This is a genomic window from Bradyrhizobium sp. McL0616 (assembly GCF_049993385.1).
GTDB lineage: Bacteria > Pseudomonadota > Alphaproteobacteria > Rhizobiales > Xanthobacteraceae > Bradyrhizobium.
This window is the reverse complement of sequence record NZ_CP188255.1, coordinates 1,691,119-1,715,088: the sequence shown is the minus strand read 5'-3', so window position 1 is coordinate 1,715,088 and position 23,970 is coordinate 1,691,119. Positions and strand designations below refer to the sequence as shown.

Genomic DNA, 23,970 nt, shown 5'->3' with positions numbered 1-23,970 from the left:
CAGCGGTCGAGGCGATGCCGGATTGCCGTCGGGTTTGCCTCTGAAAGCCGACATGACACAGGTTCAAGCGACCTTCTGCTATGGGCCATGAGCCGACATCGCTCCAATCAAGCGGCGGTACTTGTCAGGCTCCTTAGCGGCCGTAGGGGAAGCAGCGGTTGCGATCGAGTGTGAGACCGAAATGCGCTCCCAGCGCAGCGATGGCCGCTTCCTGCTGAGGATAAGGATCGGCATTGGATGCGGCAACGATGATGATCCGGAACCCGCCGCGATCCTTGCCACCCGGTGGCAGCATCGCTGTAGTCAGTGCATTGCCCTCCCTGTCGCGCAACGTGAGGAAAAGCGGCATCTCTCGCTGTACATGGGCCTCGAGGCCGATGTCGCGCTCGATCGCGTTGGGCCGCTCCGGACGCCAGGACTGGACTGCCTTCTCCCGCTCGCGGCAGAAATATTTCTCGACTGTGTGGCTCATCAGGCGCGACTCATGCGCCGCTTCACCTTCCGTCTCGATACGGAACCAGGTCTTACCCTTCGGCGCGTCGCAAACGTACTGCATTTCGCCCGTCCTGCGATCGCCGCGCAAAATTCTAGGGCGGCCGGCCTGCAAAGCCAATATGAGACAAGCTCCCGTGTATAGCGCTGCACGATCAGAGGGGCTAAGAGTTCTTGATTGGACGTTGAAGTTCTAGTGAGCCCAAACCATAGTAGGCCGAACCGGAACAATCCACTTCAAGGAGCGTACCGATGCATGACGTAAGGGAAAAGCAACGCGAAGCCCGCCGGAAGATCATTCGCCAATGGGCGAAGCTTCCGAAGGATAAACGGCAGTCTATGGAGGGGATTTCTGAATTCGCCAGGATCGCCGCTCAGCAGAACGAGAAAGCATTCGTCCGCAGTCGTCGCGATCCGCATGAGAAGATCATGGGATGGCTATTGCCGCGTGCTCATCTCTGAACGACTGAGTCCTCTGCACATCCTTCGAAGGCGACACCGAAATTTCGGCAAAGTCATCGAATGTCCTGCCGTGTCCGAACCCCCGGCAGGGCCGCTACAAAGCGACGAGATAACTGTGAAGCTGAAAGCAACCATCATCGTCGCAGCGCTGCTAGCTGCAACGGCTGCACATGCCGAGACGATCGATCTGAAATGCTGGGCGCGGGGCCTTACGGGTAGCGAGCGCAACTCGGTCTACATAAACGGGGAACAGGTCACCGTTAATCTGGACGAGGGGACGATGCACTCTCGGACATTCGGAAGCAATTTGGCCGTCCACGTCACGGATACGCACTTGTTCTTTGAGACGGCGCTTACGCTCGGCAACATTTGGCAACATCTGTTCGACCCGACCGCTGTCTGGCAAGGTTTCATCAACCGCGTCGACGGCACGCTTAAGGCGCATAAACGCGACGGTACTGTCATCAGCGGGCACTGCCAGCTGGTCGGCTGAACCTGCCCATGTCGCAGATGGGTCAAAAGCCGCCGTCGCGCACCGTGCCGCGATTGGTCCGCTAAGGGCCAATAACAGAAGTCGACTCTCATACTGAAATTTACTGAACGTGGTTGGAAATACCGAGTGTGAGTTAACCGCGGAATGGCACAAAAACAGGCCCGCGAAGCGGGCCGTTTCTGTTAGTTACGTATCGGTGTCGCTCGTTTGGTCGAACTGCTCTTTGGGATTTCTATTGTCCTTGCCAGGAGCCTGACTCTGCTGGCCCGGTTTCGAGCCACCGCCCTGTTGTTGACCGGACTTCTGACCCGGCCCTTGATTCTGCTGGCCGGGTTGGTTCTGGTTCGTCATGTTGTTTCCTTTCATGGGAACATCATAACAACGGCTCGGAGTCCGCGCTGTTCCGATAAAAGAAAATGGCAGCTTGCATTGCTGCCAAGGTCCACCTGACGTATTCGGGCTTGTATCGACCAGTTGCGTCGCGCGGACAGCCAAGTTTGAGTTCCGATATCATCACATGAACACACAATGATCTACCAACGAACAAGCGGGAACTGAACCATTAGTAACGCGCGCCATTGGTTTGAAGCTAAACAAAAAGGAAAGACTCAAAATGTCGAATGAAAACCAGAGCAGCTTTAAGAAGTTTTCACATCAACAGGATGGCGAAAAACGGCTTGATACAGGGACGCCATTAGCCAGCTTTCAGGCGATTGCCACTGCCTATGGTGACTATACGAAGAAATCGTTTGAAGACACAAAAGCCTTTGTGGAAAAGCTGTCAGGCGTCAGATCGCTCGACAAGGCGATTGAAGTTCAAACCGAATTTGCGAAGACGGCTTACGAAACCTTCGTAACGGAGTCGCAGAAGATTGGCGCGCTGTACGGCGATCTTGCCAAGCAATCCTACGAGCCATTTGTTGGCCTTGTCGCAAAGATGACCCCGACAAATCAGTAAGACCTACCCGCGATGTCAGAACAAAATGGCCCTGCTCACGCGGGGCACTTTTTTATTATCATCGCTCAATTCGTCCAGCCTTTGGATGTTGAATCTCGCTTTATCTCGGCTTGTCGTAATACGGCGTTCAACAGCGAATTATGAACCTCTAGCCGCATTCTGGTTTGTGGCGGGTCAATCAAATCGGTTTGGCACGAACGTCTGATCGCGAGTCGTCGCGCATAGCGTCGATGTCCGCTGCGGGTCAACAGCGCCGGTTTAAGCTTCGACGATTGACTTCCGGTCTGACCCGCACTTCGGACATATTCGGCTGGGCGCAAAAAATCGCGAAGGGCCAGCAGGCGACATGAGACGCATCCGCAAATGGGAGAAAACCGCCAGCTGAGGTGGCTTTACCGTCTATGTCGTGTTGCGGGCCGGTTTACAGACTCCAAGACTATGCGGTCGAGCGCGGCCCTTCCCGCGCCGTGAGCCTCGTCTTGTGAGGCATAGGATTCGTGTGACGCTGTGATCAGACGCTTGCCGACATGAATCTCCCACACCCAAGGTTTCGGAGGTGGAAATCTGTGACGTAGCTTAATGCGCACCTTCGTTCGACCTTGGCCTGAGCGCCGCTATCCGTCGCGCCCCTTGCCATAGCTCTATGGCGTGACCATCCACTAGCTGCTCGGCATTGCGAAGCGCGTCTTCGTCGCTGTCGCAAAGAAGGTCAATGCGACTGACAACGTGGCCATCGTCACCGATGGCGTAAGCATAGTATCCGAGTGGCATGACCGGTCTACTTCGGCGGCTGTAGGCCGGGGGAGCGCAGCCAGTCGCGGATGTGCGAGCCGGTTTCGGCTTGCCGCACCCTGCGCAGGGCGGCCTCGCGTACAGGGCCATGAGGGAGCGATTCGGCTTCCTCGCGGAGACGTCTCACTTCTTCGGCGAGCCGTTCTTCAACGGATATGGTTTGTTTGAAACGACGCCGCTCAAACATGGCGCTGCTCCTTTCCATTCGAGGAAGGCGGGAGCGCAACGGGCGTTCTCATCACAGATGTAAGCCACGTTCCTGTCTGTGATGGCGAGAGTGTGCGCCCGGAAGTTGCAGGCGGCGAGTCATTTATTAACGAGTTGGATAGGAACGAATGGACGCAGGCCGTGGACGCGGCCCTCAATTCGAGGCGTTGTTTTCGTCCTGCCCGGTTCCCTCGTCGGAAAGCTGTTGCTCGAAGCTTTCCTGAGGCGACCGCCGTCGCTTCGGAAGCAGGCTTAACCATCCTTCGACAAGCCGGAGCCAAGCAGCGCGATCCGGTTCATTGATTGCCCGGTCCGCCTGCCGCTGAGCTTCCGCAGCATTGCGACGATATTCGTCTTGCTGATCCACGGCGCCATAGTGCGCCCGAAAATCGAGTTGGGCCACTCACGTTTCAAGAGCCGGGAAGCAGGCCAGTACCTCCATCTCCATAGGACGGAACGTTTAATAGCCTCCGCTATGGGTCAGAAGCGGCCGTCGGCCCAACGACTCGTAACGTCGTCTCTCTCCCTGATAGCGGAAGTGGCGGCGGCTCTTGCGGTGTTCGGCTTAGGTGGCCAGAAGCGGAAGTCGCCCCAATGCAAACGGGCAAGCGGGATGTGAGCGAAGGCTTGACCTTTTCTCTGCCGCGAAGGTGAAGCATATTTCGGCTAGCCGCTGCGCGAGTACTTCCCCCGCGCGGTTGGTTAGGCCCGGCCTCGGCTTACGGACGGCGACCGGGCCGCCTCTGAGTAGCGCGATAGAAAAGCCGTTGTACGTCGATTTTATAGCCCGGCGATCGAGGGCCGATCTCCGACCTAACGTCTGAGCTTTCTGGAGTAAATGCTTGAGCACGCCTATCGGTATTCTGCACCATATTTAAGACCAATCGCGTTGATCTGCTCCCGCGTCAATTCCTTTCGGTGTTCGCCAGGTCGGCTGCAGGTTTCGCGAAAGAAACCGTCGAGGCCTGGTGGCGCCATGATCCACAGCAGAACCAGCTCCTGATCTGCACTGCTGAAGCCATGCCAGGTGTTTCTGGGTATGAAAATCATTCCACCTTTTTCGCAGGAATGACGCACATCGTTGAGTGTGACCGTGCCGCGGCCTTCCAGAATGTAGAAGACTTCGTCCCTCTGGGGATGCCGGTGAACCGGAATGCCTGAGCCCTTGGGTAGCTGCTGAGTGCCCAAGGCAAGGTTATTGGCCTCCTTTGCGGGGTCGACCATTATGAAGATGTTGCCGCCATCGCGAAAATGGATCAGGTGTTCACCCTCTCTGGCACCAAGCACATAGCCCTGCGGCGTCGGCTTGTGCGACTTCGTCTCGATCTCCTTGCTGTTTGTCATCGCGCGCTCCATTCGCCAATAGTCAACGATGAAAACGCAACTATAGCAGAACGCTGCGTCACGAGCGACGGCCACGCCAAAGGCCGGCTTTGGGTCATTTTAGGACTTGGCCGCGCTCTGTTGCGAGGTCTACTTTACCCCGATGAGCCGACATCGCGAGTGTCACGCTGCCGCAGGATATCGGGTGCCGAACTTGCGATCGAAGGTTCGTGCCTCCCGCAAGTGGAACCCGAATTGCGCTTGTTCTGTTAGGTATAGGGCGCGCGGCCCCCCAACCATTAAGATTGCCGAGCCAGCCCTATGCCCAAGATCCGCATTTCAATCCAGGAATTGCAACGTCGAGCGTTGTTAGAAGTGAGAAAGCAGCCCGGCTGTCATAACGTCCTGGAAATAGCGATCAATCGCGTTGCAAAGCACGCTGAAAATAACTGGTCGCTCTGTGTGCTCGCAGCCGGTGCGGCAGATGCCAATACCGCCGCGCGCGCGGCGGTTCACGTCCAAACTGTTTTGCGTCAGGACTATAATCTCCTGACGGATGATCTGTAGTCTATCAAAGGAAGGCGGAGATCAAAATGGACCGCAAGTGTCCGCTTTGCTGCGCATCACGGGCTCAGCGCGAGGTCCGAAAAGGACAGCAGCGGAAACAAAAAGTGCGCTGGCTCACGCCTTTTAGGAGATAGACGGAAATCGTTCTGAAGAATATCGCCCGTGGTGCAGCGCTGCGGAACTTGAGATGATAGCGACCGCGGAGACGCGCCATGGCAAACGCGCTTTCGTCCATAGAGATGAATTATCTCAGTCACAGAAAGTCAGTAGGGCGGCGCAGTACGTCCGCATGTCCACGGACTACCAACGATACTCGATCGAGAATCAGGCCCCGGTGATCGCGGCCTATGCACAATTACACGATCTATCTATTGCTTAGCTCTCACGTGCAAGGCCTCCTGAACTGGGGCAAGCAATCGACCTCGATGGTGCGGGTCTCAAAGACAATCCCAGTCCCCTTAGCACCTAGCTGTGCGCGTCTCTTTTGGCTTTTGAGTTTTCTCGTTGGTTTGCTCGAGCATTGCTTTGAGTTCTTCTTCGAGCGATCGCGGCGAAATTCCAAGTAGGCCAAATCCCGGCCGACCGCCCGAGGCCGCCGTGTCGATCTGCATAAGCTCAACCTGATTGCGCGTAAGCGGCGGGTGCGGCAGGATCTCAGCGAGGCCCGCGGCTGCACTCCAGAAAGCAAAGGGTATTCGTACCAGCGTTGGCCGCAATCCAACGGTGCGCGCAATGGTCCGCAGCAGTTCCTCGTATGAGTAAACGCGCGACCCGGCCAGTTCGTAGATAGGATACGGTCTTTGCGATTGCGGCAGGACTTGTGCGATCGCCGCGGCGACGTCGTCTACATGTACCGGCTGAAGCCTAGTCCTGCCGTCGCCGAATAGCGGATAAGCCGGCAAGGTCCGAAGCAACCCAAGAATTTTCGTGAGAAAGACGTCGTCCGGCCCGAACATTACCGCAGGCCGGACAACGACTGCGCCAGGAAATGCGGCTTGTACGGCCGCCTCTCCCTCGCCGCGACTGCGAATATAGGGTGAAGATGATGCGGGGTCCGCACCTATTCCTGACAGGTGCACAAACCGTTTGGCACCGGCGCGCCGCGCCACTCTGGCGATTCTAGCGGCCGCTTCGACGTGCACCGAGTGATATGTGTCGCCTGAATGCTCAGCGTAAAGACTAATCGCATTGACAACACCGTCGGCCCCCATAACGGCGGCCTCTATCGAGCGCTCATCATGCGCATCAGCGATGACCTGTTCCACGTTGTCGCCCTCGCCCCGCGTGGGATGCCGCGAAGCTACGCGCACCATCACGGCGGAGTCGCACAAATTGCGCACAACGCGGCGACCAACAAAGCCAGTCCCACCAAACACGGTTACTCGGTTCATTCCCCGGTCCATCCCGCGACCTTGTGCGACGTTCTGTATTGATGCGCCGAGCGATGCGCGCACTGTCTCAGCGGCCTCCACCGGCGAATTGCCTTTGTCGAGATGATGGGAGATCGCATCGATCAAGATTTGCACTGCAGGGCCGACTGCTTGCCACTCCTTCTTGGCTTGATCGATCAGCGGCTGCGCTTCATTATAGAGCGTTTCCGCCTGTTCGATGATTGGATGTGCCTGATTGAGAAGATCGATCAGCGCTTTGGTTGCTGGCAATGACCGCTCAATTTGCTCAAGCTGCGTATCGCTGAGACCGGATACGTGTCCAATGACTTCAAGGAGCAAGTGTTTCAGCATAGCTCAACCTTGCCGGTAGGGTGCAACAACTCGGGACGACCAAGCGAAAGGGCACGGGCTTCGGGGTTGTGTCGGTTGCTGTGTGAGCCGACAGCCCCTGGCCGCCATCCCCTCTAAGCTTGGGACAATCTGGCTGATATTCAGTCCCACATCAATTGGGTCCAGCCTCGGGATGCCATGGGGAAAGGATGATCTGAAGCAGACGGATCTGACTAAGGCCGTGAGTGTCGAGACAATCGTTTAGAGCCGCCGGACGTCAAACGCCTCCAGATAGTCGCGCACGGAGCCGTACCCGTAGGCATAAGCATCAGATGCTCGCACCTCTCCGAAATACTCCGACAGCACCTTGGTCATAAGTACTTTGCCAGGGGCGGGCTCTACCGCGCATCGTGGGGTGAGTGATCTGAAGTTGGGATGAGACGTACTAATGAGAGCGCGCATGGCGGCGTCAGGAAGCGTCCTTGGCTTCGGTGCGCTGTGCCATCACAGGGTGCGACCGGTTCTGTGCCATTCCAGCCTTTTGATCTACGGAACCGTATCTCGTTCAGGACGTCCTGGAACCCTGTCACAATTGTCGCACCACACGATCTGGTCCTTTCGAGCAATCGATCTTTGGACGAGACTCATTCGCATATAAGCATGCTTTTCCGCAAATTTTTCCCTCCCCCTCGGCCAGAAACATCGTGGATGATCTTTGAAGCGCATGGCAGTGGATTCCGAATTGTCATCGATCCGGTAGCGGAGCGGCCTCGGTCTGGAGGCGCAGCAAGCTGCGATTAAGATGTTCTTCGCGCAGCACGGTTACAGCATACAGGCCGAGTGACTCGCACCAACCTCACCTATCGTTTTCGCCAGGATGCTTCATTGTTTGCTACCTTGCTCGAACGATTGCCTGTGTAACCGGTACCGGTACCATGGCCGTTTCAATCCCGGCTGAACGCCCCGGGGGTCACCCTCCCCCTCAGCAACTGTTGTCTACCGCAGGGCCGCCAGAGGCGTTGGACAGATGCGTGTGGCGGCCTGCCTATTCATTGATGCGCCTGCGGCTCATACCACGCAGCGCGCTCTCCAGCGCTTCTAATGCGCACAGAAACTCGAGCGTGGGAAATACCTCCATCAAGAAAAGACGTCCAGAAAATCGGGACCTGAGACAACGAGATCACCGTCACTCGTGACCGGGCATCAGTCTGCAAGACTCAGCACTCGTTGATACAGCAAAAATGAATCGCTGCGATTCCGAAAACGCGGATCGTACAGATTCTAAACGGTCGTATAGATAACTACAGCGGCTTTCTGAGAGGTATCCCGTGACTCCCGAGCGTCCCCTTGTGAATTACTTGCGTGTGTCCCGACCAAAGCAAGGTCGCTCAGGTCTCGGTCTCGAGGCGCAGCGCGCGGCCTTGGCCAACTTTGCTCAAGCCGAGCGCTTCCACATCATGGACGAGTTCGTCGAGGTCGACTCCGGTAAGGGCCACGATGCTTTGGAGCGTCGTCCAGTCCTCCGAGCCGCGATGGCGAAAGCCAAGAAGGCAAAATGTCACCTCGCCGTCGCCAAGCTTGATCGCCTCAGCCGCGACGTGCACTTCATTAGCGGCTTGATGGTGCATCGCGTTCCGTTCGTGGTGGCGGAGCTGGGTCCCGACGTTGATCCGTTCGTGCTGCACTTGTTCGCCGCACTGGCCGAGAAGGAGCGTACGTGGATTGCAACGCGGACCCGCGACGCCCTGGCCGCGGCAAAGGTGCGTGGGGTCAAGCTTGGCAATCCAAGCCTCAATGACGCCCGTCAGCGCGCTATCCAGCAAAATCGGGAAGCCGCCGAAGCCCGCGCGATCGAGGTGATGCCTCTCATCCATAAGATCCAAGGAACGGGAGCCAAGTCGCTCCGCGAGATCGCTGATCGATTGAATGATCAGGGGATCGCAGGCCCCCGTGGCGGCGCCTGGTACGCGAGCAGCGTTAAAAACGTCTTGGCTCGTGGTCTCTAGGATTTCTCTGACCCGGCCGCGTGGCCCCAACGTGAGCGCCCTTTCGGCTCCCAAATCAGTCCCCGATGGGTGCTCAGTTTACCAGCCCGGCAGTCGTGCCAGTCGGCGTGAGATCGGGGTCACTCACCTCGGTGATCTGTCGGATGACGACGCGAAGCGGTTCGCCGTCCTCGCCGGCAACGGGCTGCACTGCCTTGCCCCAGCCCCTGTCGAGCAGGATGCCGATGGCCTGAACGCGCGCGCTGGGTGGCGCATCGGGTTGACGCATGATGGCGGCAAGAGATCGCACAGCCTCGCTGGTATAAGACCGGCACAGTGACCGTATGTCTGCTGGTATTGTTTTGCGTGCCAATGCTTTATGGGTTGGGTACCCCCTCCTGTTGGTGCCTAGGATAGCCAACGCCATTGCATTAGGACCTCGGCTCTTGGCTTCTGGTTCAATGACATTCGGCCGGTTCATTGGAGCGTGAGCCCAATATAGCGCCATTCGTCCGGACCTGTGAATGTCTGAGTTGAGAGTAACGGCAGCAAGATAACCGCTGCGCTGGCATGCCGCGTCCATCAGACTTGCCTGCGTGCGCCGTGCAGCGCGACAGCGGGTGTGCGGTTCACCGCACCGCCGCATCACATCACCTTCCTTCTGGAGCAGAGTTACTGCGCATCTGAGCGAGACTCGGCGCCCGGCGTCGGGGGTTAAGCGCGGTCTTGTGCCGCGCGGCGCCAAGCTACTCGATGCGCTGCCGTCTGTGCTCTTCCTGTCCATCCCTTTATGACTTGTTTCGCGTGGACGATCTCGACTTGTTTGCCGCCCACACGACGCGGCCTACCTCGGTATCGAGGGCGTTCTCCAGCACTTCGTTGCCGAGCGTCTCGCGCAGCTGCTGTTCCAGATGGGCCTTCAGGATGGCTGGGCTCATCTCGGCCTGGAGAGCCTTGGCCCGTTTGCAATACCAGCCAGCCAGCTGATTGATGCGGGACGGGTCCAGCTCGGACGGCGGCGACGTTCCTCCCTCCCTCTGGCTAGATGGCGTAACCACCGTAACCGGCGTAACCACCACCTCGAAGAAGCGCTCGTATACGTCCTTGGTTGCGGTGGTGACGTTGGGTACGGCGTCTGGCGGAAGGGAGAGAGGCGGGAGGTAGCGGCGCCACGCATCGGCGAGAGCGGCGATGGGGTAGCCCTTCGCCTGCGTCCTCACGTTCGGATGGGGCCGAAGGTTCTCCGACCTCACCTCATAATCGCGCAGGGTGACCGCGAGCTGGCTGGGTGTGTAGGCCTGCCCCTTGTTGACGGTGTGCCACGGCGCATCCTCGAGCCCGTACAGCTCCTCAAGTATCCTCTTGGTGGGAAGGCCATGCGGGGTCGCCTGCGAGACCGCCACCAGGTTGTTCAGGAACACCGTACGCAGATCCCCCAGCAGTCTCAGGTTCAGGCTAACCGGCGTGTCCCGGCTCACGGCAACGAGGGCTTCAGCGGCCTCACGCGCCAACGTCGGCCACGCGCCGCCCGCCAGATCGGCCACCGCCAGCAAAGGCTCCCAGCCGTCGGCCTGACGATCCTCGACAGATGGCGGCATGACGGGTCGCGCTTCCTCGGCGTCGGCGGCCACCATGCGCGCCCAGCCGATCAAGCGTCGGCACAGGGCCGCACCTTCCGGGGTATGAAGGCGGTGACGGAAAGGCTCAACGCGCTCGCCGCGTAAACGCCGGCGCATACGAATGATGATGCTGCGGGTCAGGATGGTGTCCGGCAGCCAGCCAATCCCGGCCAATGCAACGGCGGCATAGCTCTCGATCTCTTCAGTCTCGACAATCGTGCCGCGAACCACGCAGCGGCCAAACTTGGCGCCGCGCCTATGACCGCTATTGATAAAGGCCCGGATGTCCTCGTGCTCCTTCGCCCTGGGACCAAAGATGGTGTCGATCTCGTCGAACAGCACGGTCGGCTGTCCCTCATCGCTGCCGGTCTTGCGGAACAGGTAGGAGGCCGACGAGTTCATGGTGTTGATGGGACGGGGCACCAATGGCTCGGTTACCTCGAGGCACCGCGTCTTTCCGCTTTCCGGCTCGGCCGACAGAAACGCAAGACGCGGCGTGCTTTCCCACGCCGACATCAGATGCGTATGCGCAATCCACAGCGTGTGCGCGATGGTGGCATGCTCAGACGGGTAACAGACGAACCGATCCAAATAGGTGCGCACATCGTCGAGTAAAGGGGCACCGTCGTGCTCGGCCACCGCGTCAATTGCGACGTCCTCCTCCCTTTGCCTGTTTTCCCGTAACAGCCGTAACCCGCTCTTCACCAGTTCCGGGATCTCGCGGTGGCGTTCCTTCCAGCGCTTGTCGTGCGGTGCCTCCGATCTCGCCATCAGACTACGCAGCGTATTGACCACCGCACCGGGATCGGTTCCCGCCTTAACAAGCTTGGCGGCGAGATCGCGCAAGCTGTCGTGCAGGGCATGGCCGGCGAGAATGTTCGCATAAAGATCGCCCCAGTTGCCAGACGCATCGCTGCCGTCGGTACTTTCGCCACCAGCAGGCGCATCACTCTGCTTGCCGTTGGCGTTGTCGTTCCTGCTGCGCTGATAGCCGTGGTGCAGCATCACCGCTGCAAGATCGTCCATCAATGCCTGCGCTTCGGCCTCGTCAATCAACGGCAACTCCGCGCGCTTGGTGTTGCCGGGATTGCCGCCGCTCCACTGGTACATTTCTTGAGTGTCGGGGTGAACGCCGTGGACGACAACTTGCTGGCCACGGCAGAGGAACTCGACCTTCTGGTTGGTGTCACCGTCAGGCGCGGTCAGCAGGACGTGTACCTTCGCGAATGGCATATCGGTGCGGAACGGAATTGCGACCTTAGGACGACGCCCATAACGCAGCAGGACCTTGCCGCGCTCACCGAACCGCTCGCGCACCAGCGCGACAGCGTCATCAACGGCGGCCTCGTCCAGAATGTCGATATCCAATGTCGGGCAATGCGCGCAGAGCATGCCGGTGTTGGTGGCGCAGGGGTACAGCCTGCTCCAGATAGCAAGATCGTCTTGGGAGACCCCGACGCGCTCCGGCCAGCCCTCGAGAACCGCCGCTTTGCCCTCCACCGGGGTCGGCACGTACCCGGATTTGATCATGTGCTGGCGTACGTCGGTGGGTGTCACGGCTGGCCTCGTCGAAATTGAGACTAGGAAAGAGCGAGGCCGAAGCCTCGCCTTCGCAACCTTGGTTAGCGGATGGGATCGTTCACCCCGCCGCTATCGTGCGCGATGGCGATCACCTCCGCGCCGGGAATGCTCCAGTCCACGATCTTGAAATACGGCTTGGACTTCATGCCGTAGTCTGTCGGCATGACCCGCCATTCCAGCGACACCAACGGCACGACGCCGGGGCGAAGACGGCGGGCGATGCGTACGGCGTTCTTGAGATCGTCCACCGCGCTGCGTCCACCGGCCGAGGCCGTGCAGAAGGTGTATGCCGTACACGTGTGCGGGTCGATGAGCAGCACCTCTCGCGAGTTCTGCAACGGGTCGGTGGGCTTGTCGTCGGGACCGCATTCCCACTTGCTCTCGTCGGTGTAGCCGAGCTCGTGACGCTTGGGATAGTGGCCATCGATCTCCCTCACGAAGTCGACGACCTTGCCGTTTTCCCACCGCTTCCAGCCTGTCTTGATACCCAAAGCGATGTAGCGGCTGCCATTGGGGATCGCCGCCTTTTCCTTGCCGGCAAACCACTGTTTGTCGTCAAAGCGCAGCAGCGTGCCCTGGATCTGACGACCGGCACCATCGTCGTCGATGGGGCTGTTCCAACCATCATCAACGAGTGTGTAGGCCTGCATGGCAGTGCCAGCGTCAGCGTTGTTTACGTTGTCGGCCATTGTCTTTTCTCCTCTTCCTTGCTCACTAAAAAATACGGCGGCACCGCTCGTCACGGTGCCGCCGTCAAGTCGTCTAGGCCGCCCCGCGCAACTCGTGCAGGCATCCCTGCAGTTCGTTGAGGAACTGAACGGCGGCGTTGATCGCGACATGCGCCTCGTTCGCGCCGCCGAGATCGTCCGGGGGGATGCGGCCGGCCGCCATATCCAGACCGAAAATCAATTCGCCGATCGTCCGGTCGAGGATCGCGTTGCCGATCGTGCCGCAGAGGCTTGCAGCCCCTGCCTTCTTCGCATAGATGATACTCATCTACCTGCGCCTCCGGGCGCGCTCCGGCCCGCTTGTTGTTACCTCTCGGGGGGTCGGTATTTGCCGAGATTGCAGGTGGCTTTCGACTTGGCGGTCAGGCCACCTGCGTTCATTCCCAGGAGACGAGGCCAACACAGAAGCGCCCCGGCGGCCTCAGCTCCGGGGGCGTTTTCGTTTAGCGGGGCTTGCGGAGCATCAGCGCGTCGCGCAGCCGCACGCCAAGACGGCGCGGGCTCAGCTCGACCAGCTTGTCGTGGTGGTGACGTTTCCACGAGTCTGCCGAGAGGCTGGAAACCTCTTCGGCTTCCTGCATGCTGATGATCCGATCGAGCTCCAATGCTGATGGGAGCTTGAAATGGTTGTCGGTGGGCGTGGTCATTGCATCTTCTCCGCAACGAGCATCAACAGGCTCAATGCGCAGGAGACAGCACCTAATGTAAGTTTGCACTCCGCACGTTCCGCAATGCGGATCGTGCGGATGCTGCGGACGGAAATATTAGCTGCGACCAAGCGCGCGACTGACTGTGTCCCAGGAGGGAGTCGCGATCTCCCGCTTCTTGCTGTCGTCCGACAGTTCGCCGGCGACCTGCCCTCGCACAACCTCGGTCGGGATGTCGTCGGGCACCTTGCCGTCGGGCGGATAAAGCTTTTTCAGCACCGACAGAACGCGGCCCTTTTGCGAGCCTACTTTCTTGTTTTCGTCTGGCGCTCCTGGCAGCAGCGCCCGCAGATGGGGGGACGGCACCCTGATCCCTAGGGCTTTCGCGCCAAACATTGATTTCTCGCGCGCCCCGTTCTTATTCTCATCCCACCAGATGTTTAGACTCGCGCGCCAGAATGCAGGGTCACCGTTGTGGTATGCAGCCGAAGGAAGAAGGTAACCGACCTCCGATTCCTTCTCTTCCTCCCGCAGCCTTGCTATGTCATCCGCGTTCGGTCCCTCAAATGACGTGCAGTCCCATGGCAGCCGACCGCTAGCCATCCATTCCGTCAGCCGTTCTTTCGCCAACACCTCCGACCCACAGGCTTTGGTTGCAAGTGCCAGGGCCTCATGCAGCCAGATCCAAACGACTGTGGTAGATGTGCTGTTAGACTTAGCCATGGCTCTACCCCGTGGCTTAGTTAGGTCGGTCAGGGCGTTTAGAGCCGCCCTGGCCGGCCGTTATTATACGTGCTGTATAGACATCAACTATCGCAAAATAAGCTTGTGTTAGCTCTTAGCGCGTGGTTCCAGAGAAGCGCGATTCGCACCGGCTGCACGCTGGCCATGCCTGCTCGTCGCCATCAAGGCGATCACCACGTCGATGTCTCGCGCAGGATTAGCATGAATGCGTCACAGCGCAGGCAGATGCGCCGTAAACCCGATCACCAATTGCAACGCGATCGGCCGGGTAGAGCTTCATAGATCACGCCCATAGCCGTGTCCGGCTCGGCCACTGTGCCGCCGAGGCGATGAGGGACGCTGCGGATACAATGGACGGTACCCGCGCGATCAAAACGGAGTATCTTCGCCGCTTGCCTGTCGAGGCGCGGAGGTGCCTTCAGGCACCTAGATATTTAGGAACATGCGCAAGAGAAAATCTGAGAGCAGCGCGCGCTATTTTTTTCTGCGCAATTCAAGAACTGCTTGCAGCACAGTGCTTTTTTGAATCGCTATTTTTTTCTTAGCCCCAAAAATTGGTCGATCACCACTCTCTGCCGTGCTATATCGTGTGCGTATCCATGCTTTTTCAAATGATGCCGAGGTGAAGAACGGCGCGGCCGAAGTTTGGGGTAAGTTCACGATGATCGCAGACCCGGAAGTCGAAACCGAGTATGGCACACCGGACAATTCCCGGCCTCGACGCATGCTCAACGAGAAACAACTTCTGGACATCGTTCCGCTGAGCCGCACCACGCTTTACAGGATGGAACAGGCAGGTCGGTTTCCGAAGTGCACTTACATCAGCCCGAACCGGCGCGTCTGGTATGAAGACGAGATCGTGGCTTGGCAGAACGCCGTTGATGAATTCGATCCGCATCGGGCTCGGGGCAAAGGACGGCGCGCGCGTGCGATTGCTGTTGGGGGCAAACCGGACATGCGCCGCCGAGCTTGAGCGCGAACCGATGACCGTCCTTGAAGATTTCCAGCAGCTGCGCTGACTATTGCAGCGTGCATCTCGATTTCTCACCTTACCCTCCCGCGAAGGAAGACGATCCGGGCGATTCGGCGTTCGAGAAATCCATCGCGAGCATCTATGTCGTCGCTGGCCGCGCGAAGGTCGATCCATCGTCGATGTGACGCGCGCGGCGCTGACGAGCACGACGAAGACGGGAAATAAAACGCGCCCGCGCGCTGAGTTCAAAGCCGGCCAGCCTTGTCATAAGCAAATGTTTTGTAAAATTGTCCACTTAACTCTAAATCGGGTTCCGAATATTCAGGCCAGTCCTATGGCGTATGGTGCGTCTCATTAAACCATGCGCTTCCGTTACGTACCAAAAGCCAGCGCGGCCAACGTACCGAGGACTGCACATGAACAAGCATCCTACCGAAGGGCTGCTCTTTTTTGATGGCCGCCAGGATTTGCAGATCATTGCTTACGATGTCAGCCGAACCGGCGCCGTCGTCCACTCAGACCGGCTCGGCCTGCTACCGATCGATTTTTACATCACGTTCGACGACTTTCTGACGGTGGCAAGATGCCGGCTCACATGGCGCTATCGCGACGATTTCGGCGTCGTTATCGACCGCTGGCTGGATCTGCGCCGGCGGATCGCGGGCAACCAAGCAGGATAAGGCGGATCGCATCGGCTCCGGTGGACAACCATGAAAAAACCGCCGCGCGATTATGTTCGCGCCTCGATCAGAAGCGCTGATGCGCTGGTGTACCAGCCGTGCTCGCACGGCGACCAGCAAGGGCCGTCAGTGGTTGGTTATGCATCCCCTGACGGCCTTTTTCTGGTGTGCGCTTCGTTGTGGCGCGCGTCGTTCAGCATCCTCGGCGGCGAGCACATCGTATGTCCAAGCGCCGCCCATCCATGGGCTGTCGGCTCCATCATCACCGTGTGGTCATCGATTTTCCGTCCATACTCGATCAGCCCGGCGCGCCAAAGCCACCACACCGACTGTGAGCTGCGGCTCGCACGATTCACAAAGCCGAACGAGAACACGTGGGGGTCATGCGTGACTTCGCCTCGCGCGGCGGCTTCCAGCGCCCTTCGCCGCGACTTGGTCAGACCTATGTCGTCCGGAAATTCCTGCGCCATCTTCCAACATTGCCGTCCTGAAGGAAACTAGGCCGCGAACCATAGCTGATGATGGCCCACTTTTGAGCGTAGGAACACGGGGCAAACGTCGGCCCCGGCGCCGGGGCTGGGGGCTGGAAAGGCGCCGGAGCCGCTACCTCGCCCGCCGTCAGAGAGATCTATGGAGGTAGGACATCCGTCAGGGGCGAGGGCGGTGAAACGCTGAGGTAACTAGCCGTCGTCAGCAAGTGCAGTTTGTGCCATTCGGCGTATCAACAACGGAAAAGCCATTGTCGCTGATGGATACACAGGAACCGGTGTTGCGAAGCGAGATTTCGACCATAGTGTGTGCGGGCGAATTGGCCGCTTTTTGCAAAGGATGAATCGGGACCCAGGGCGCGCTGGAAAGTAAGTTGGACCGAGCAAGAGGTCGAAAAGCTCAAATTGCTGGCGGGCACCATGCCGCTCTCGCTGATCGCCAAGGAGCTTGATCGCACCACGGGCGCCGTGCTGGCGAAGGCGACGGCAGAAAAGCTCATGATAATCGTGCACACACGTAGCGGTCGGGCCTGAGCCCACGCGCCGCAGATTTCATTTGGGGGAGGTATGGGCGTGGATCGGGAACGTCAGCGCGGATTGGACGCAGGCCGGCGTTGGGCCAAGGTCGCGACCGCACATGAGATTGCCACCGTGGTCAGCGGATCGTTCGACGACGTTTGCCGCATCATGCCGCCCGATGTATCGGACCACTTCGTTGGCGGCTTCCGTGAGGGGGTGCTCCACGTCTGGCTCGGTGCGTGATTTACCTGCAAACAATTGGAGTGCGGTATCAAAAGACAAATCTGACGCCGCACGTAGTCCCGTGCCGCCACACTACATGGCAACGCCTCGTCGTCTTGAAGCCATCCAGCGACAGATCGAAATCGCGAGAAAACACGTAGAACGGGCAGTGAAACTTCGCCCCCTGATCGTTCACGTCCTTCACCACGCAGCCATAAACGCTGTCAATTCCGTCAAAGTGAATCATCGCGGGTTGGTTGATTTCAATGCGCGCCAATGCTCGCCGCTCAATCATCGGACCAACTCCAAAAGTCATTGGATCAAAAAACTAACGCGATGATCGGCGCAGACTAGCGCGACGATTTAGATTTAAAAGTAAGGGACCATAACTTTCTAAAATTGTGCGAGGTTCAAATCTTTCCAAACGTGCGCGCGCGTGGTGCCACGGCAAGCCGCCGAGAAGTACGCCAAACCGCCGCTGTAAACTTCGGCCATCAAATGACCAATTGCGCGGGCTTCCGCTGATCTATCAGGTCTGCCTCTTCACGATTTCAAATCCCTTTGCCTGCAATTCCAGCAGTATGCCCTGTGCCAAGTGAGTGCACTCTTCGGGCTTGATCCAGTGCGGACTTCTCCAATCCGGGTCGTCCTCCTTTGGGTAACTGGTGAATGCGGAGCGAATGGCGGCTTCGATCACGTCGATGGGATTGTCCGACATCTGCATCCCTCACGCATTTGGCGAAATAGATCAAAATCCTGGGAATTAAAGAACAAGCTCAGCCGGACACTCACCCGGCGGCCCTCTCCGTTTGGAAGAACGTCACCGACATCAATGGTTTGATCTAGGTCAACGTTGTGCCCTCGGGCTCAGGCACGTGAACAGCTTTGTAGAAGAGAGTTAGATGAACTGGCTCAGCCCCTTGTTCGGCATTGCAATCGCGTTGTCTGGTCAAGATGCATTCGCCAAAAACCGGTTGACCGACCCCGTTAAGATTGCACGAGAATGCAAAAGCGATGTGGAGCGCTTGTGCAAAGCACTTCGGCCCGGTGGCCATCGCATCATACGCTGCCTCAAGGCGCGAGTTGCCGAATTGTCGCCCGCGTGCTCGGCCGCACTTAAGTCAACGGAATAACGGAGGCCAAGGCGATCCGCGTCTAAACAAGGGAGGGAGGCCCCGTCCCGGCACTGCCATCGCGTCACAAGTGGAGCATGCCGATGTGGGTCCTGATGTACTTCTTCTCCTACTCAGTTAGTCCAGCCGCTACAAACGACAGAGCGGAATGGAGGCTGCTCCCAACCGTGGTGTTCCAGGAATTCTAACTCGAGGGCAGCTTGAAGGAGGCAGGAACCAAGCTGAGAAGTGGTTTGGAAGACTTGAAGAGCCTTGGTAAGGCCGACCCAGCGCAGATCATTATTGCCTTCAACGTGGAGTGCGTCCCGAAATAAAGCGCCCCGGGATTGGTTCGTCGTTAGGTTGAACTCAATAAGGAAACAACGGGAGGACCCCAATGATCTACAAGAAAATCCTGATTGCGACGGACGGATCGGAGTTGGCGAACCGCGCTGTGGCGCATGGCCTCAAATTGGCGAAAGAACTCAAAGTCCCCGTAGTTGTTGTGACCGTGACCCCCATGTGGTCGGCCTTGGAGATCGCGCACGAAGCGAGGCTCACCAAGGCCAATCCGATTGAAAGCTACCAAGGCTCGGCAGCGGCGTGGGCCCAAAGAATTCTGAACGAAGCCGACGAGCAAGCAAAGGCGGTTGGCGTCAACTTCGAACTCGTTCACGTACCAGAAAGCGCTCCCGCCGAGGGGATAATCGCAACGGCTGAGAAGCAGGGTTGCGATCTTATCGTGATGGCCTCTCATGGGCGTCGCGGTTTAGGGCGTTTGGTACTCGGCAGCCAAGCCAATGAAGTCCTCGCGTACAGCAAAGTGCCCACCCTAATCGTGCGTTGAGTTCAGTGAGGCCGGTCAGCGTCGAGGTCGCAAGAAGCCTGCACAGCGCGCCGGGAGCGCCGGGCTACAGGAAACCGCGCAAGCCGCGCCAGCGTGACGCTGGCGCTCGCCGTGACGTGTGGCGAAAGGCACAACACCGCCGGGAGCGGACTATGATCGCTCGGCGGTGTTGGTATTTCCATGGCTAGGCGCTGAAATCCCCAGCGCACCCAAGCTTGCACGAGGGTTGCCGAGCCCAAATGACATAGATCAAATTTCAATATTTTCGGTGCAGGCCAAAGCCGGGATTTCAGGCGGCGAGGTCGGCGCAATCAGCCGGGCCGCCGGGCGCAGCCCCAGTTCGCGCCCAAACGGCAGGATGTGAAACTAGGGCCTAATAGGGCCCGGCAGGTTCGGGCGGGCCGTTCGTTAGCCGGGCAACAACCGAAATATGCGCTTACTTTCCAATACTTACGCCGCCTCCAAAAGGTCGAAAAAATCGCTGGCGGAAAGGACCACACGGTTTTGCCGTACGCACGGCCCGCTTGTTCGCAGCATTATCCTCCGGCGTTGTCGACGTTGCCGAAAGAATGCTGGCGAGACGAACCTAACAGCGCCGCTCGTCGGCACGAAGCTTCGGGCTCACAGGGACTACCCGCCCTGCCCGCACCTCTCGCACCCAACGCTGCCGCGTCCACCGCAAGCCCGGCTCGCGAAACGTGACGACACAAGATCGCCCCTCTTGGGTGAGCCGGGATGGGCGATACATACGCCGCTTCCGAATTTCGGTAAATCTGAATATTTATGGGGGGAGGGGTTGACGGGGTGGCGAAACAGGGCACTGCTGCGGGATCGATCCCGCAGCACTCGCTGACCCCTTTAGAACTTCATCTCAAGCTTGTAGGCTCGCTGCGGCGGCGGACCCACCTTGAAGAACTTGACGTAGATCTTCTCGTATTCATTGTACGAGTAACCGCTGGTCAACTCGGACACGAATCCATCGAGGAACTGTTTCCACGTCAACTCGCCGAGCTTGTAGGCGATGCCGTAATTCTGAAAGCCGCTAAAGAGCTCCGGCACAACAGCGAGTTCCGGGTTTTGGGCCGCATACCACATGCCAATCGGCAGATCGACGCCAATCGCCTGCACTCGCCCCGACCGCAGCGCCAGGAATTGCTGGTCGACGCTGTCAAAGCTCGCAATTTTTGCCTGCGGTACAAATCGTTTCATAGAATCGATCTGCTCGGGAACCGTCAACGTTCCGATGGTGATCTCGGCCTTATCCGCATCCTTGAGCGCCTTTATCGTGCTGTCCTTGCGGACCAGCAGCGTAAACCCGGTATCAAAATATCGGGGCGTGAAGCCGACGCGCGTCAACCTGGTGGGGGGTGAATTGAGCTACCATGTCGACCCACAACCAGCCGCAAGTGCCTGATTTTGCAAATGGTGGGCGCACCAGGGCTCGAACCTGGGACCCGCAAGCAGTTTAGCCAGTGAAATCAAAGCGATGTCTGTAAAAGAATGGTCGTAGACTGCTCTGCCTGTCTGTTGGCAATCGAGAGATACGGCGACTGGATGGGATAGCCCGTCGGCGACTTCACCATCGAATGGTTGATTGATACGCGTGAGAGCGGCGGCGTCCATCTTCGTGCGCAGACGCTTATTCGTCGCAGATTCGACGAATGCACTCCAACTTTTGTAAATCATTGATTTTATGGCGCGCCAGTCAGAATAAAACTGCGAACTCTTATACTATTGAAATCACGCTGTAATTCTTAGCGGCATAGTTTCCAGGCTTCGGCCAGAGAGGGACCTAAGGATGCGGATAGCGCGGGGCGTTATTGGCCGACGGGGCGTCGGTTCATGTCCTCCAGGAGTTCGCGCATCGCATCGAATTGCGTGCCGAAGCCTTTCCAATCCCCTGCCTTCAATCGCTCCACTGCCTGGTTATAGCGATCAAGCGCCTCCCTGGACTGATTTGCCGTGGGGCTTGCCAGAGGCGTCTCCTCCGTCCTGCTCGAGGCGACAGGCGCAGAACCGGATTCCGTGAACAGGGCCGACAACGCCTCAGCGAGCGTTTCCTTCATCACGACGCGCTCACCATAAGCTGCGATCACGCGCTTCAGCTCCGGCAGGTGTCCGTGCTCCGCCCGCAGATACAGTGGCGATACATAAAGAATCGAGTTGTCGATCGGGATCACAAGCAAATTGGCGCCGCGGATCACCCGCGAGCCCATTTGGTTCCATAGCGTGAGCTGTTGCGAGATCTCGGTCGTCTGATTGATGCGCGCCTCGATCTGGAACGGCCCGTAGACGAGCTTGTCCTTGGGAAACTCGTAGACAATCAGCTTGCCGTAGTCGGGCGCGTCGCAGCGCGCGGCGAGCCACGCGATCATGTTGTCACGGCGGCTCGGCACCATGGGAAGCATGAGGAAGAACTCGGCCTGCGGTTCGCCGGGCAACCGCATGATGATGTAATAGGGGGTCATCACCGAGGTGCCGTCACCGCCCGGCTGACGCGGGAATTGCCAGAGATCCTCGCGGTTGTAGAAAACGTCGGCCGCCTCCATGTGGTAGGCTTGGTACAGTCGGGCCTGAATCAGGAACAGGTCTTCCGGATAGCGAATGTGCTTCCGCAAGTCCGGCGGCATCGTCGTGAACGGCTTGAACAAGCTCGGAAAGATGCGCTGATAGGTCGCCGCAATCGCGTCGCCGGAATCAATCAGGTAGAAGTCGACAGTCCCGTTATACGCATCAACGACAACCTTCACCGAATTGCGAATGTAGTTGAGATCGAGACCCGGTGCGGGCTCTGCATACGGGAAATAGGAGCTCGTCGTGTAGGCGTCCTGCATCCAGAACATGCGCCCACTGCTGACAACCAGATAAGGATCATGATCGAGCCTGAGGAACGGAGCGATCGTGCTCACCCGCTCTTGGATATTGCGCCGGATCATGATCCGACTATCGATCGTCATGTAGTCTGAAAGAACCAGGTTCGGGTCGCTGAAATAGTAAGCAAACAGCATTCTCGTGGCCATTCCCCCGATCGGGATGCCGCCGGCGCCGCCATAGGCCGCATAGGCGTTCTCTTTCCCCTTCGGATAATCGAACTCCGGCGTGCTGCCCTTGACGATGACGTAGTCGTCGGTCTGCTCGCCGAAATAGATGCGCGGCTCGTCGATCTTGGGACCGACGTCTGCGACGGGAGGAATATTCCGCAGATAGAACAGCGGCAGTCCCTCGGCACTCTTGCGTGTGACCGGACTCATCACCGCGCCATTGCCGTGGGTGAACAGCACGTGGCGATTGACCCAAGTCTGGGCGTTCGGCGGCAGCAGGGAGGACCGCAGTTCGCGGGCCGAGAGCATCACGCTCTGGTAGGAGCCATCGAGCCAGTAACGATCAACGTCGAGGTCATGGAATTTGTAGTAGGTGCGGATTTCCTGGAGTTGCGCGTAGGTATCCGACAGCGGCAGCCAGTCCCACAGCCTGATATTCTCAACTGTCGCCTTGTTGGCTTCGAGCACCTCGGGGGTAAGCTTCTGCTCGGCGGTAAACGGCTTGGCTGCGATCTGATCGAGATCGTATGCCTGCCGGGTCAGCGCGATGTTGCGTTCAATGTAGGGCTTCTCCAGCTCCAACTCGCTTGGTTTGACGAAGAACTGCCGGAATAGCCCAGGGACGACGCCGGACAGCACGAACGTGCCGACGCCGACGAGCACGATCGCCACGGCCGGAAGCCGGTAGGTGCGAACCCGGATGTTCGCCCAGGCGGCAAGCGCCGCGATGATCGAAAGTGCGATCATCAGCCACAACACCGGCAGCCCCACATGCACATCGGTGTAACTTGCACCGACGACGACGCTATTGTCGCCGTAGAGCAGCAGATAGCGGTCGAGAACATAGGACCAGGCTTTTACCGCGAAGAGAAAGCCAAGGAGAGCCGAACCATGAGCGATCGCTGTTGGCGATATCGATCGGCGGTGAACGTCGTATTCGATGTCGCCGTGCACCCAGTAGATCGCCGCGGCGAAAAGCCCGTTCAGAACGAGCGCGAGCATCATCCAGTTCTTGATGAGGATATAGGCGGGCAGTGAGAAGAGGTAGAAGCCGATGTCCTTGTTGTAGAGCGGATCGTCTGCGCCGTGGGGTACCTGATAGACAAATCGCAGGAAGACGCCCCAGTTGCCGACTTCGGCAGATGCAACAAGAAGAGCGAGCAACGCTGCACCGCCTGCGATCAACCGGGGCCACGGCAGTCGATCGCGCACAAGCGCAAGCAGATCCGGCGGCGCGTTGCCCGCGGCGCTCCACGCCGGAGCGGCGACAAGCTGCGTCGACCGCTGTCGGGCAAAGCGAAGTGCGAGCCATCCGTTCAACCAAAGGATGACGGTGGTTCCTGTCCAGACTGCAAGAAAGACGACGGCTTCGGCGCCGAATGTTGTCCAAAAAACCTGCAGATAACCGATCGAGGAAAACCACAACCAGTCGACCAGGAGGTCGCTCGCGAGCCCGAGCAGGATGAGGCAAGTCCCACTGACGACGGCCGCAACGATGAACCCGACCACGGCATTTTGCCTTGGCACCTTGCGTCCGGGTCCGGTAATCCCGATCGTCATGATTTCATTATAGCGGAAATGGGAGAAGCCCGCCGCTCGATTTCGCGGTCGGGATTAGCGCCTCGAGGCGAGGACACGGGTGCTCGAACCTGCATCGCCGGGATCGCGGAACAGCGCAAAGTGGCGAGGTCGGCTGATGCAGCCGCGCTGCCAGTCAGTCGTCAGGCGACAGGGCGCTCTCGCAGCGGAGCCGGACCGTATAGTATCGC

28 protein-coding genes are annotated in these 23,970 nt (G+C 58.6%); 11 read left to right on the top strand and 17 right to left on the bottom strand.

Translation table 11 applies throughout. The features are described from left to right. Positions 1-133 precede the first annotated feature (133 nt). Complete coding sequence (locus ACPPVR_RS08310) at positions 134-556, bottom strand: hypothetical protein (RefSeq protein ID WP_011087400.1); 423 nt, start codon at positions 554-556, stop codon at positions 134-136. A 188-nt stretch (positions 557-744) separates the two neighbouring features. On the opposite strand from ACPPVR_RS08310, the gene ACPPVR_RS08305 reads away from it, so the two are divergent. Then, positions 745-954, top strand: a complete 210-nt coding sequence (locus ACPPVR_RS08305) for a hypothetical protein (protein ID WP_426613744.1) — start codon at positions 745-747, stop codon at positions 952-954. A 115-nt stretch (positions 955-1,069) separates the two neighbouring features. Continuing rightward, entirely contained in the window at positions 1,070-1,447 is a 378-nt protein-coding gene (locus ACPPVR_RS08300) for a hypothetical protein (RefSeq protein WP_426613743.1), read from the top strand. A 186-nt stretch (positions 1,448-1,633) separates the two neighbouring features. Here ACPPVR_RS08300 and ACPPVR_RS08295 read toward each other — a convergent pair whose 3' ends face one another. Further along, a complete protein-coding gene (locus tag ACPPVR_RS08295; RefSeq protein WP_426613742.1) occupies positions 1,634-1,798 on the bottom strand; it encodes a hypothetical protein in 165 nt (54 codons plus the stop codon). 262 nt (positions 1,799-2,060) lie between these two features. On the opposite strand from ACPPVR_RS08295, the gene ACPPVR_RS08290 reads away from it, so the two are divergent. Continuing rightward, positions 2,061-2,405, top strand: a complete 345-nt coding sequence (locus tag ACPPVR_RS08290) for a phasin family protein (RefSeq protein WP_426613741.1) — start codon at positions 2,061-2,063, stop codon at positions 2,403-2,405. 778 nt (positions 2,406-3,183) lie between these two features. On the opposite strand, the gene ACPPVR_RS08285 is transcribed toward ACPPVR_RS08290, so the two are convergent. The 3 genes from ACPPVR_RS08285 to ACPPVR_RS08275 all read right to left on the bottom strand — a co-directional run bounded on the left by ACPPVR_RS08285 (position 3,184) and on the right by ACPPVR_RS08275 (position 4,748). Next, on the bottom strand, positions 3,184-3,384 hold the full coding sequence (locus ACPPVR_RS08285; RefSeq protein WP_426613740.1) for a hypothetical protein: 201 nt from the start codon (positions 3,382-3,384) through the stop codon (positions 3,184-3,186). Positions 3,385-3,558: 174 nt separating this feature from the next. Then, entirely contained in the window at positions 3,559-3,807 is a 249-nt protein-coding gene (locus ACPPVR_RS08280; RefSeq protein WP_426613739.1) for a hypothetical protein, read from the bottom strand. Positions 3,808-4,256: 449 nt separating this feature from the next. Continuing rightward, positions 4,257-4,748, bottom strand: coding sequence for a cupin domain-containing protein (locus ACPPVR_RS08275; protein WP_426613738.1), 492 nt, complete (start codon positions 4,746-4,748; stop codon positions 4,257-4,259). A gap of 300 nt (positions 4,749-5,048) precedes the next feature. On the opposite strand from ACPPVR_RS08275, the gene ACPPVR_RS08270 reads away from it, so the two are divergent. Then, positions 5,049-5,294 (top strand): hypothetical protein, encoded by a 246-nt coding sequence (locus ACPPVR_RS08270; RefSeq protein ID WP_426613737.1) that lies wholly within the window; start codon positions 5,049-5,051, stop codon positions 5,292-5,294. 458 nt (positions 5,295-5,752) lie between these two features. Here ACPPVR_RS08270 and ACPPVR_RS08265 read toward each other — a convergent pair whose 3' ends face one another. Further along, positions 5,753-7,036, bottom strand: a complete 1,284-nt coding sequence (locus ACPPVR_RS08265) for a complex I NDUFA9 subunit family protein (RefSeq protein ID WP_426613736.1) — start codon at positions 7,034-7,036, stop codon at positions 5,753-5,755. 1,307 nt (positions 7,037-8,343) lie between these two features. On the opposite strand from ACPPVR_RS08265, the gene ACPPVR_RS08260 reads away from it, so the two are divergent. Then, a complete protein-coding gene (locus ACPPVR_RS08260; RefSeq protein ID WP_426613735.1) occupies positions 8,344-9,021 on the top strand; it encodes a recombinase family protein in 678 nt (225 codons plus the stop codon). A 73-nt stretch (positions 9,022-9,094) separates the two neighbouring features. On the opposite strand, the gene ACPPVR_RS08255 is transcribed toward ACPPVR_RS08260, so the two are convergent. The 6 genes from ACPPVR_RS08255 to ACPPVR_RS08230 form a co-directional block, all read right to left on the bottom strand. Further along, positions 9,095-9,289, bottom strand: coding sequence for a hypothetical protein (locus ACPPVR_RS08255; RefSeq protein ID WP_426613734.1), 195 nt, complete (start codon positions 9,287-9,289; stop codon positions 9,095-9,097). A gap of 499 nt (positions 9,290-9,788) precedes the next feature. After that, a complete protein-coding gene (locus tag ACPPVR_RS08250; RefSeq protein WP_426613733.1) occupies positions 9,789-12,176 on the bottom strand; it encodes a DUF3631 domain-containing protein in 2,388 nt (795 codons plus the stop codon). A 65-nt stretch (positions 12,177-12,241) separates the two neighbouring features. After that, positions 12,242-12,889: a hypothetical protein gene (locus tag ACPPVR_RS08245; protein ID WP_426613732.1), complete on the bottom strand. Its 648-nt coding sequence runs from the start codon at positions 12,887-12,889 to the stop codon at positions 12,242-12,244. 73 nt (positions 12,890-12,962) lie between these two features. Further along, positions 12,963-13,196 (bottom strand): hypothetical protein, encoded by a 234-nt coding sequence (locus ACPPVR_RS08240; protein ID WP_426613731.1) that lies wholly within the window; start codon positions 13,194-13,196, stop codon positions 12,963-12,965. Between the two features lie 175 nt (positions 13,197-13,371). Beyond that, positions 13,372-13,575, bottom strand: coding sequence for a hypothetical protein (locus ACPPVR_RS08235; RefSeq protein WP_426613730.1), 204 nt, complete (start codon positions 13,573-13,575; stop codon positions 13,372-13,374). Positions 13,576-13,692: 117 nt separating this feature from the next. Further along, positions 13,693-14,298 (bottom strand): hypothetical protein, encoded by a 606-nt coding sequence (locus tag ACPPVR_RS08230; protein WP_426613729.1) that lies wholly within the window; start codon positions 14,296-14,298, stop codon positions 13,693-13,695. 610 nt (positions 14,299-14,908) lie between these two features. Here ACPPVR_RS08230 and ACPPVR_RS08225 point away from each other — a divergent pair. From ACPPVR_RS08225 to ACPPVR_RS08215, 3 genes are all read left to right on the top strand, one after another. Then, entirely contained in the window at positions 14,909-15,292 is a 384-nt protein-coding gene (locus ACPPVR_RS08225; protein ID WP_426613728.1) for a helix-turn-helix transcriptional regulator, read from the top strand. A 20-nt stretch (positions 15,293-15,312) separates the two neighbouring features. After that, complete coding sequence (locus ACPPVR_RS08220; RefSeq protein WP_426613727.1) at positions 15,313-15,477, top strand: hypothetical protein; 165 nt, start codon at positions 15,313-15,315, stop codon at positions 15,475-15,477. 231 nt (positions 15,478-15,708) lie between these two features. After that, positions 15,709-15,972: a hypothetical protein gene (locus tag ACPPVR_RS08215; protein ID WP_426613726.1), complete on the top strand. Its 264-nt coding sequence runs from the start codon at positions 15,709-15,711 to the stop codon at positions 15,970-15,972. A gap of 137 nt (positions 15,973-16,109) precedes the next feature. Here ACPPVR_RS08215 and ACPPVR_RS08210 read toward each other — a convergent pair whose 3' ends face one another. Next, positions 16,110-16,442, bottom strand: coding sequence for a hypothetical protein (locus tag ACPPVR_RS08210; protein ID WP_426613725.1), 333 nt, complete (start codon positions 16,440-16,442; stop codon positions 16,110-16,112). Between the two features lie 591 nt (positions 16,443-17,033). Here ACPPVR_RS08210 and ACPPVR_RS08205 point away from each other — a divergent pair. Then, a complete protein-coding gene (locus ACPPVR_RS08205) occupies positions 17,034-17,222 on the top strand; it encodes a hypothetical protein (protein WP_426613724.1) in 189 nt (62 codons plus the stop codon). A 28-nt stretch (positions 17,223-17,250) separates the two neighbouring features. Here the strand turns inward: ACPPVR_RS08205 and ACPPVR_RS08200 are convergent, their stop codons facing one another. Then, entirely contained in the window at positions 17,251-17,496 is a 246-nt protein-coding gene (locus tag ACPPVR_RS08200; protein WP_426613723.1) for a PilZ domain-containing protein, read from the bottom strand. A 234-nt stretch (positions 17,497-17,730) separates the two neighbouring features. After that, a complete protein-coding gene (locus ACPPVR_RS08195; protein WP_244464034.1) occupies positions 17,731-17,919 on the bottom strand; it encodes a hypothetical protein in 189 nt (62 codons plus the stop codon). 184 nt (positions 17,920-18,103) lie between these two features. Between ACPPVR_RS08195 and ACPPVR_RS08190 the strand changes: the two genes are divergently transcribed. Together ACPPVR_RS08190 and ACPPVR_RS08185 are read left to right on the top strand one after the other, a co-directional pair. Further along, positions 18,104-18,334, top strand: coding sequence for a cysteine rich repeat-containing protein (locus ACPPVR_RS08190; RefSeq protein WP_426613722.1), 231 nt, complete (start codon positions 18,104-18,106; stop codon positions 18,332-18,334). 376 nt (positions 18,335-18,710) lie between these two features. Then, positions 18,711-19,160 carry a universal stress protein gene (locus ACPPVR_RS08185; protein WP_231143430.1) on the top strand — a complete coding sequence of 150 codons (450 nt, stop codon included), beginning with the start codon at positions 18,711-18,713 and terminating at the stop codon, positions 19,158-19,160. Between the two features lie 858 nt (positions 19,161-20,018). Here ACPPVR_RS08185 and ACPPVR_RS08180 read toward each other — a convergent pair. Both ACPPVR_RS08180 and ACPPVR_RS08175 read right to left on the bottom strand, forming a co-directional pair. Continuing rightward, the gene (locus tag ACPPVR_RS08180) at positions 20,019-20,516 is read right to left on the bottom strand and encodes a hypothetical protein (RefSeq protein WP_426613721.1); all 498 of its coding nucleotides are present in this window, start codon (positions 20,514-20,516) and stop codon (positions 20,019-20,021) included. Between the two features lie 461 nt (positions 20,517-20,977). Further along, positions 20,978-23,761 carry a UPF0182 family protein gene (locus tag ACPPVR_RS08175; protein ID WP_426613720.1) on the bottom strand — a complete coding sequence of 928 codons (2,784 nt, stop codon included), beginning with the start codon at positions 23,759-23,761 and terminating at the stop codon, positions 20,978-20,980. Positions 23,762-23,970 lie beyond the last annotated feature (209 nt).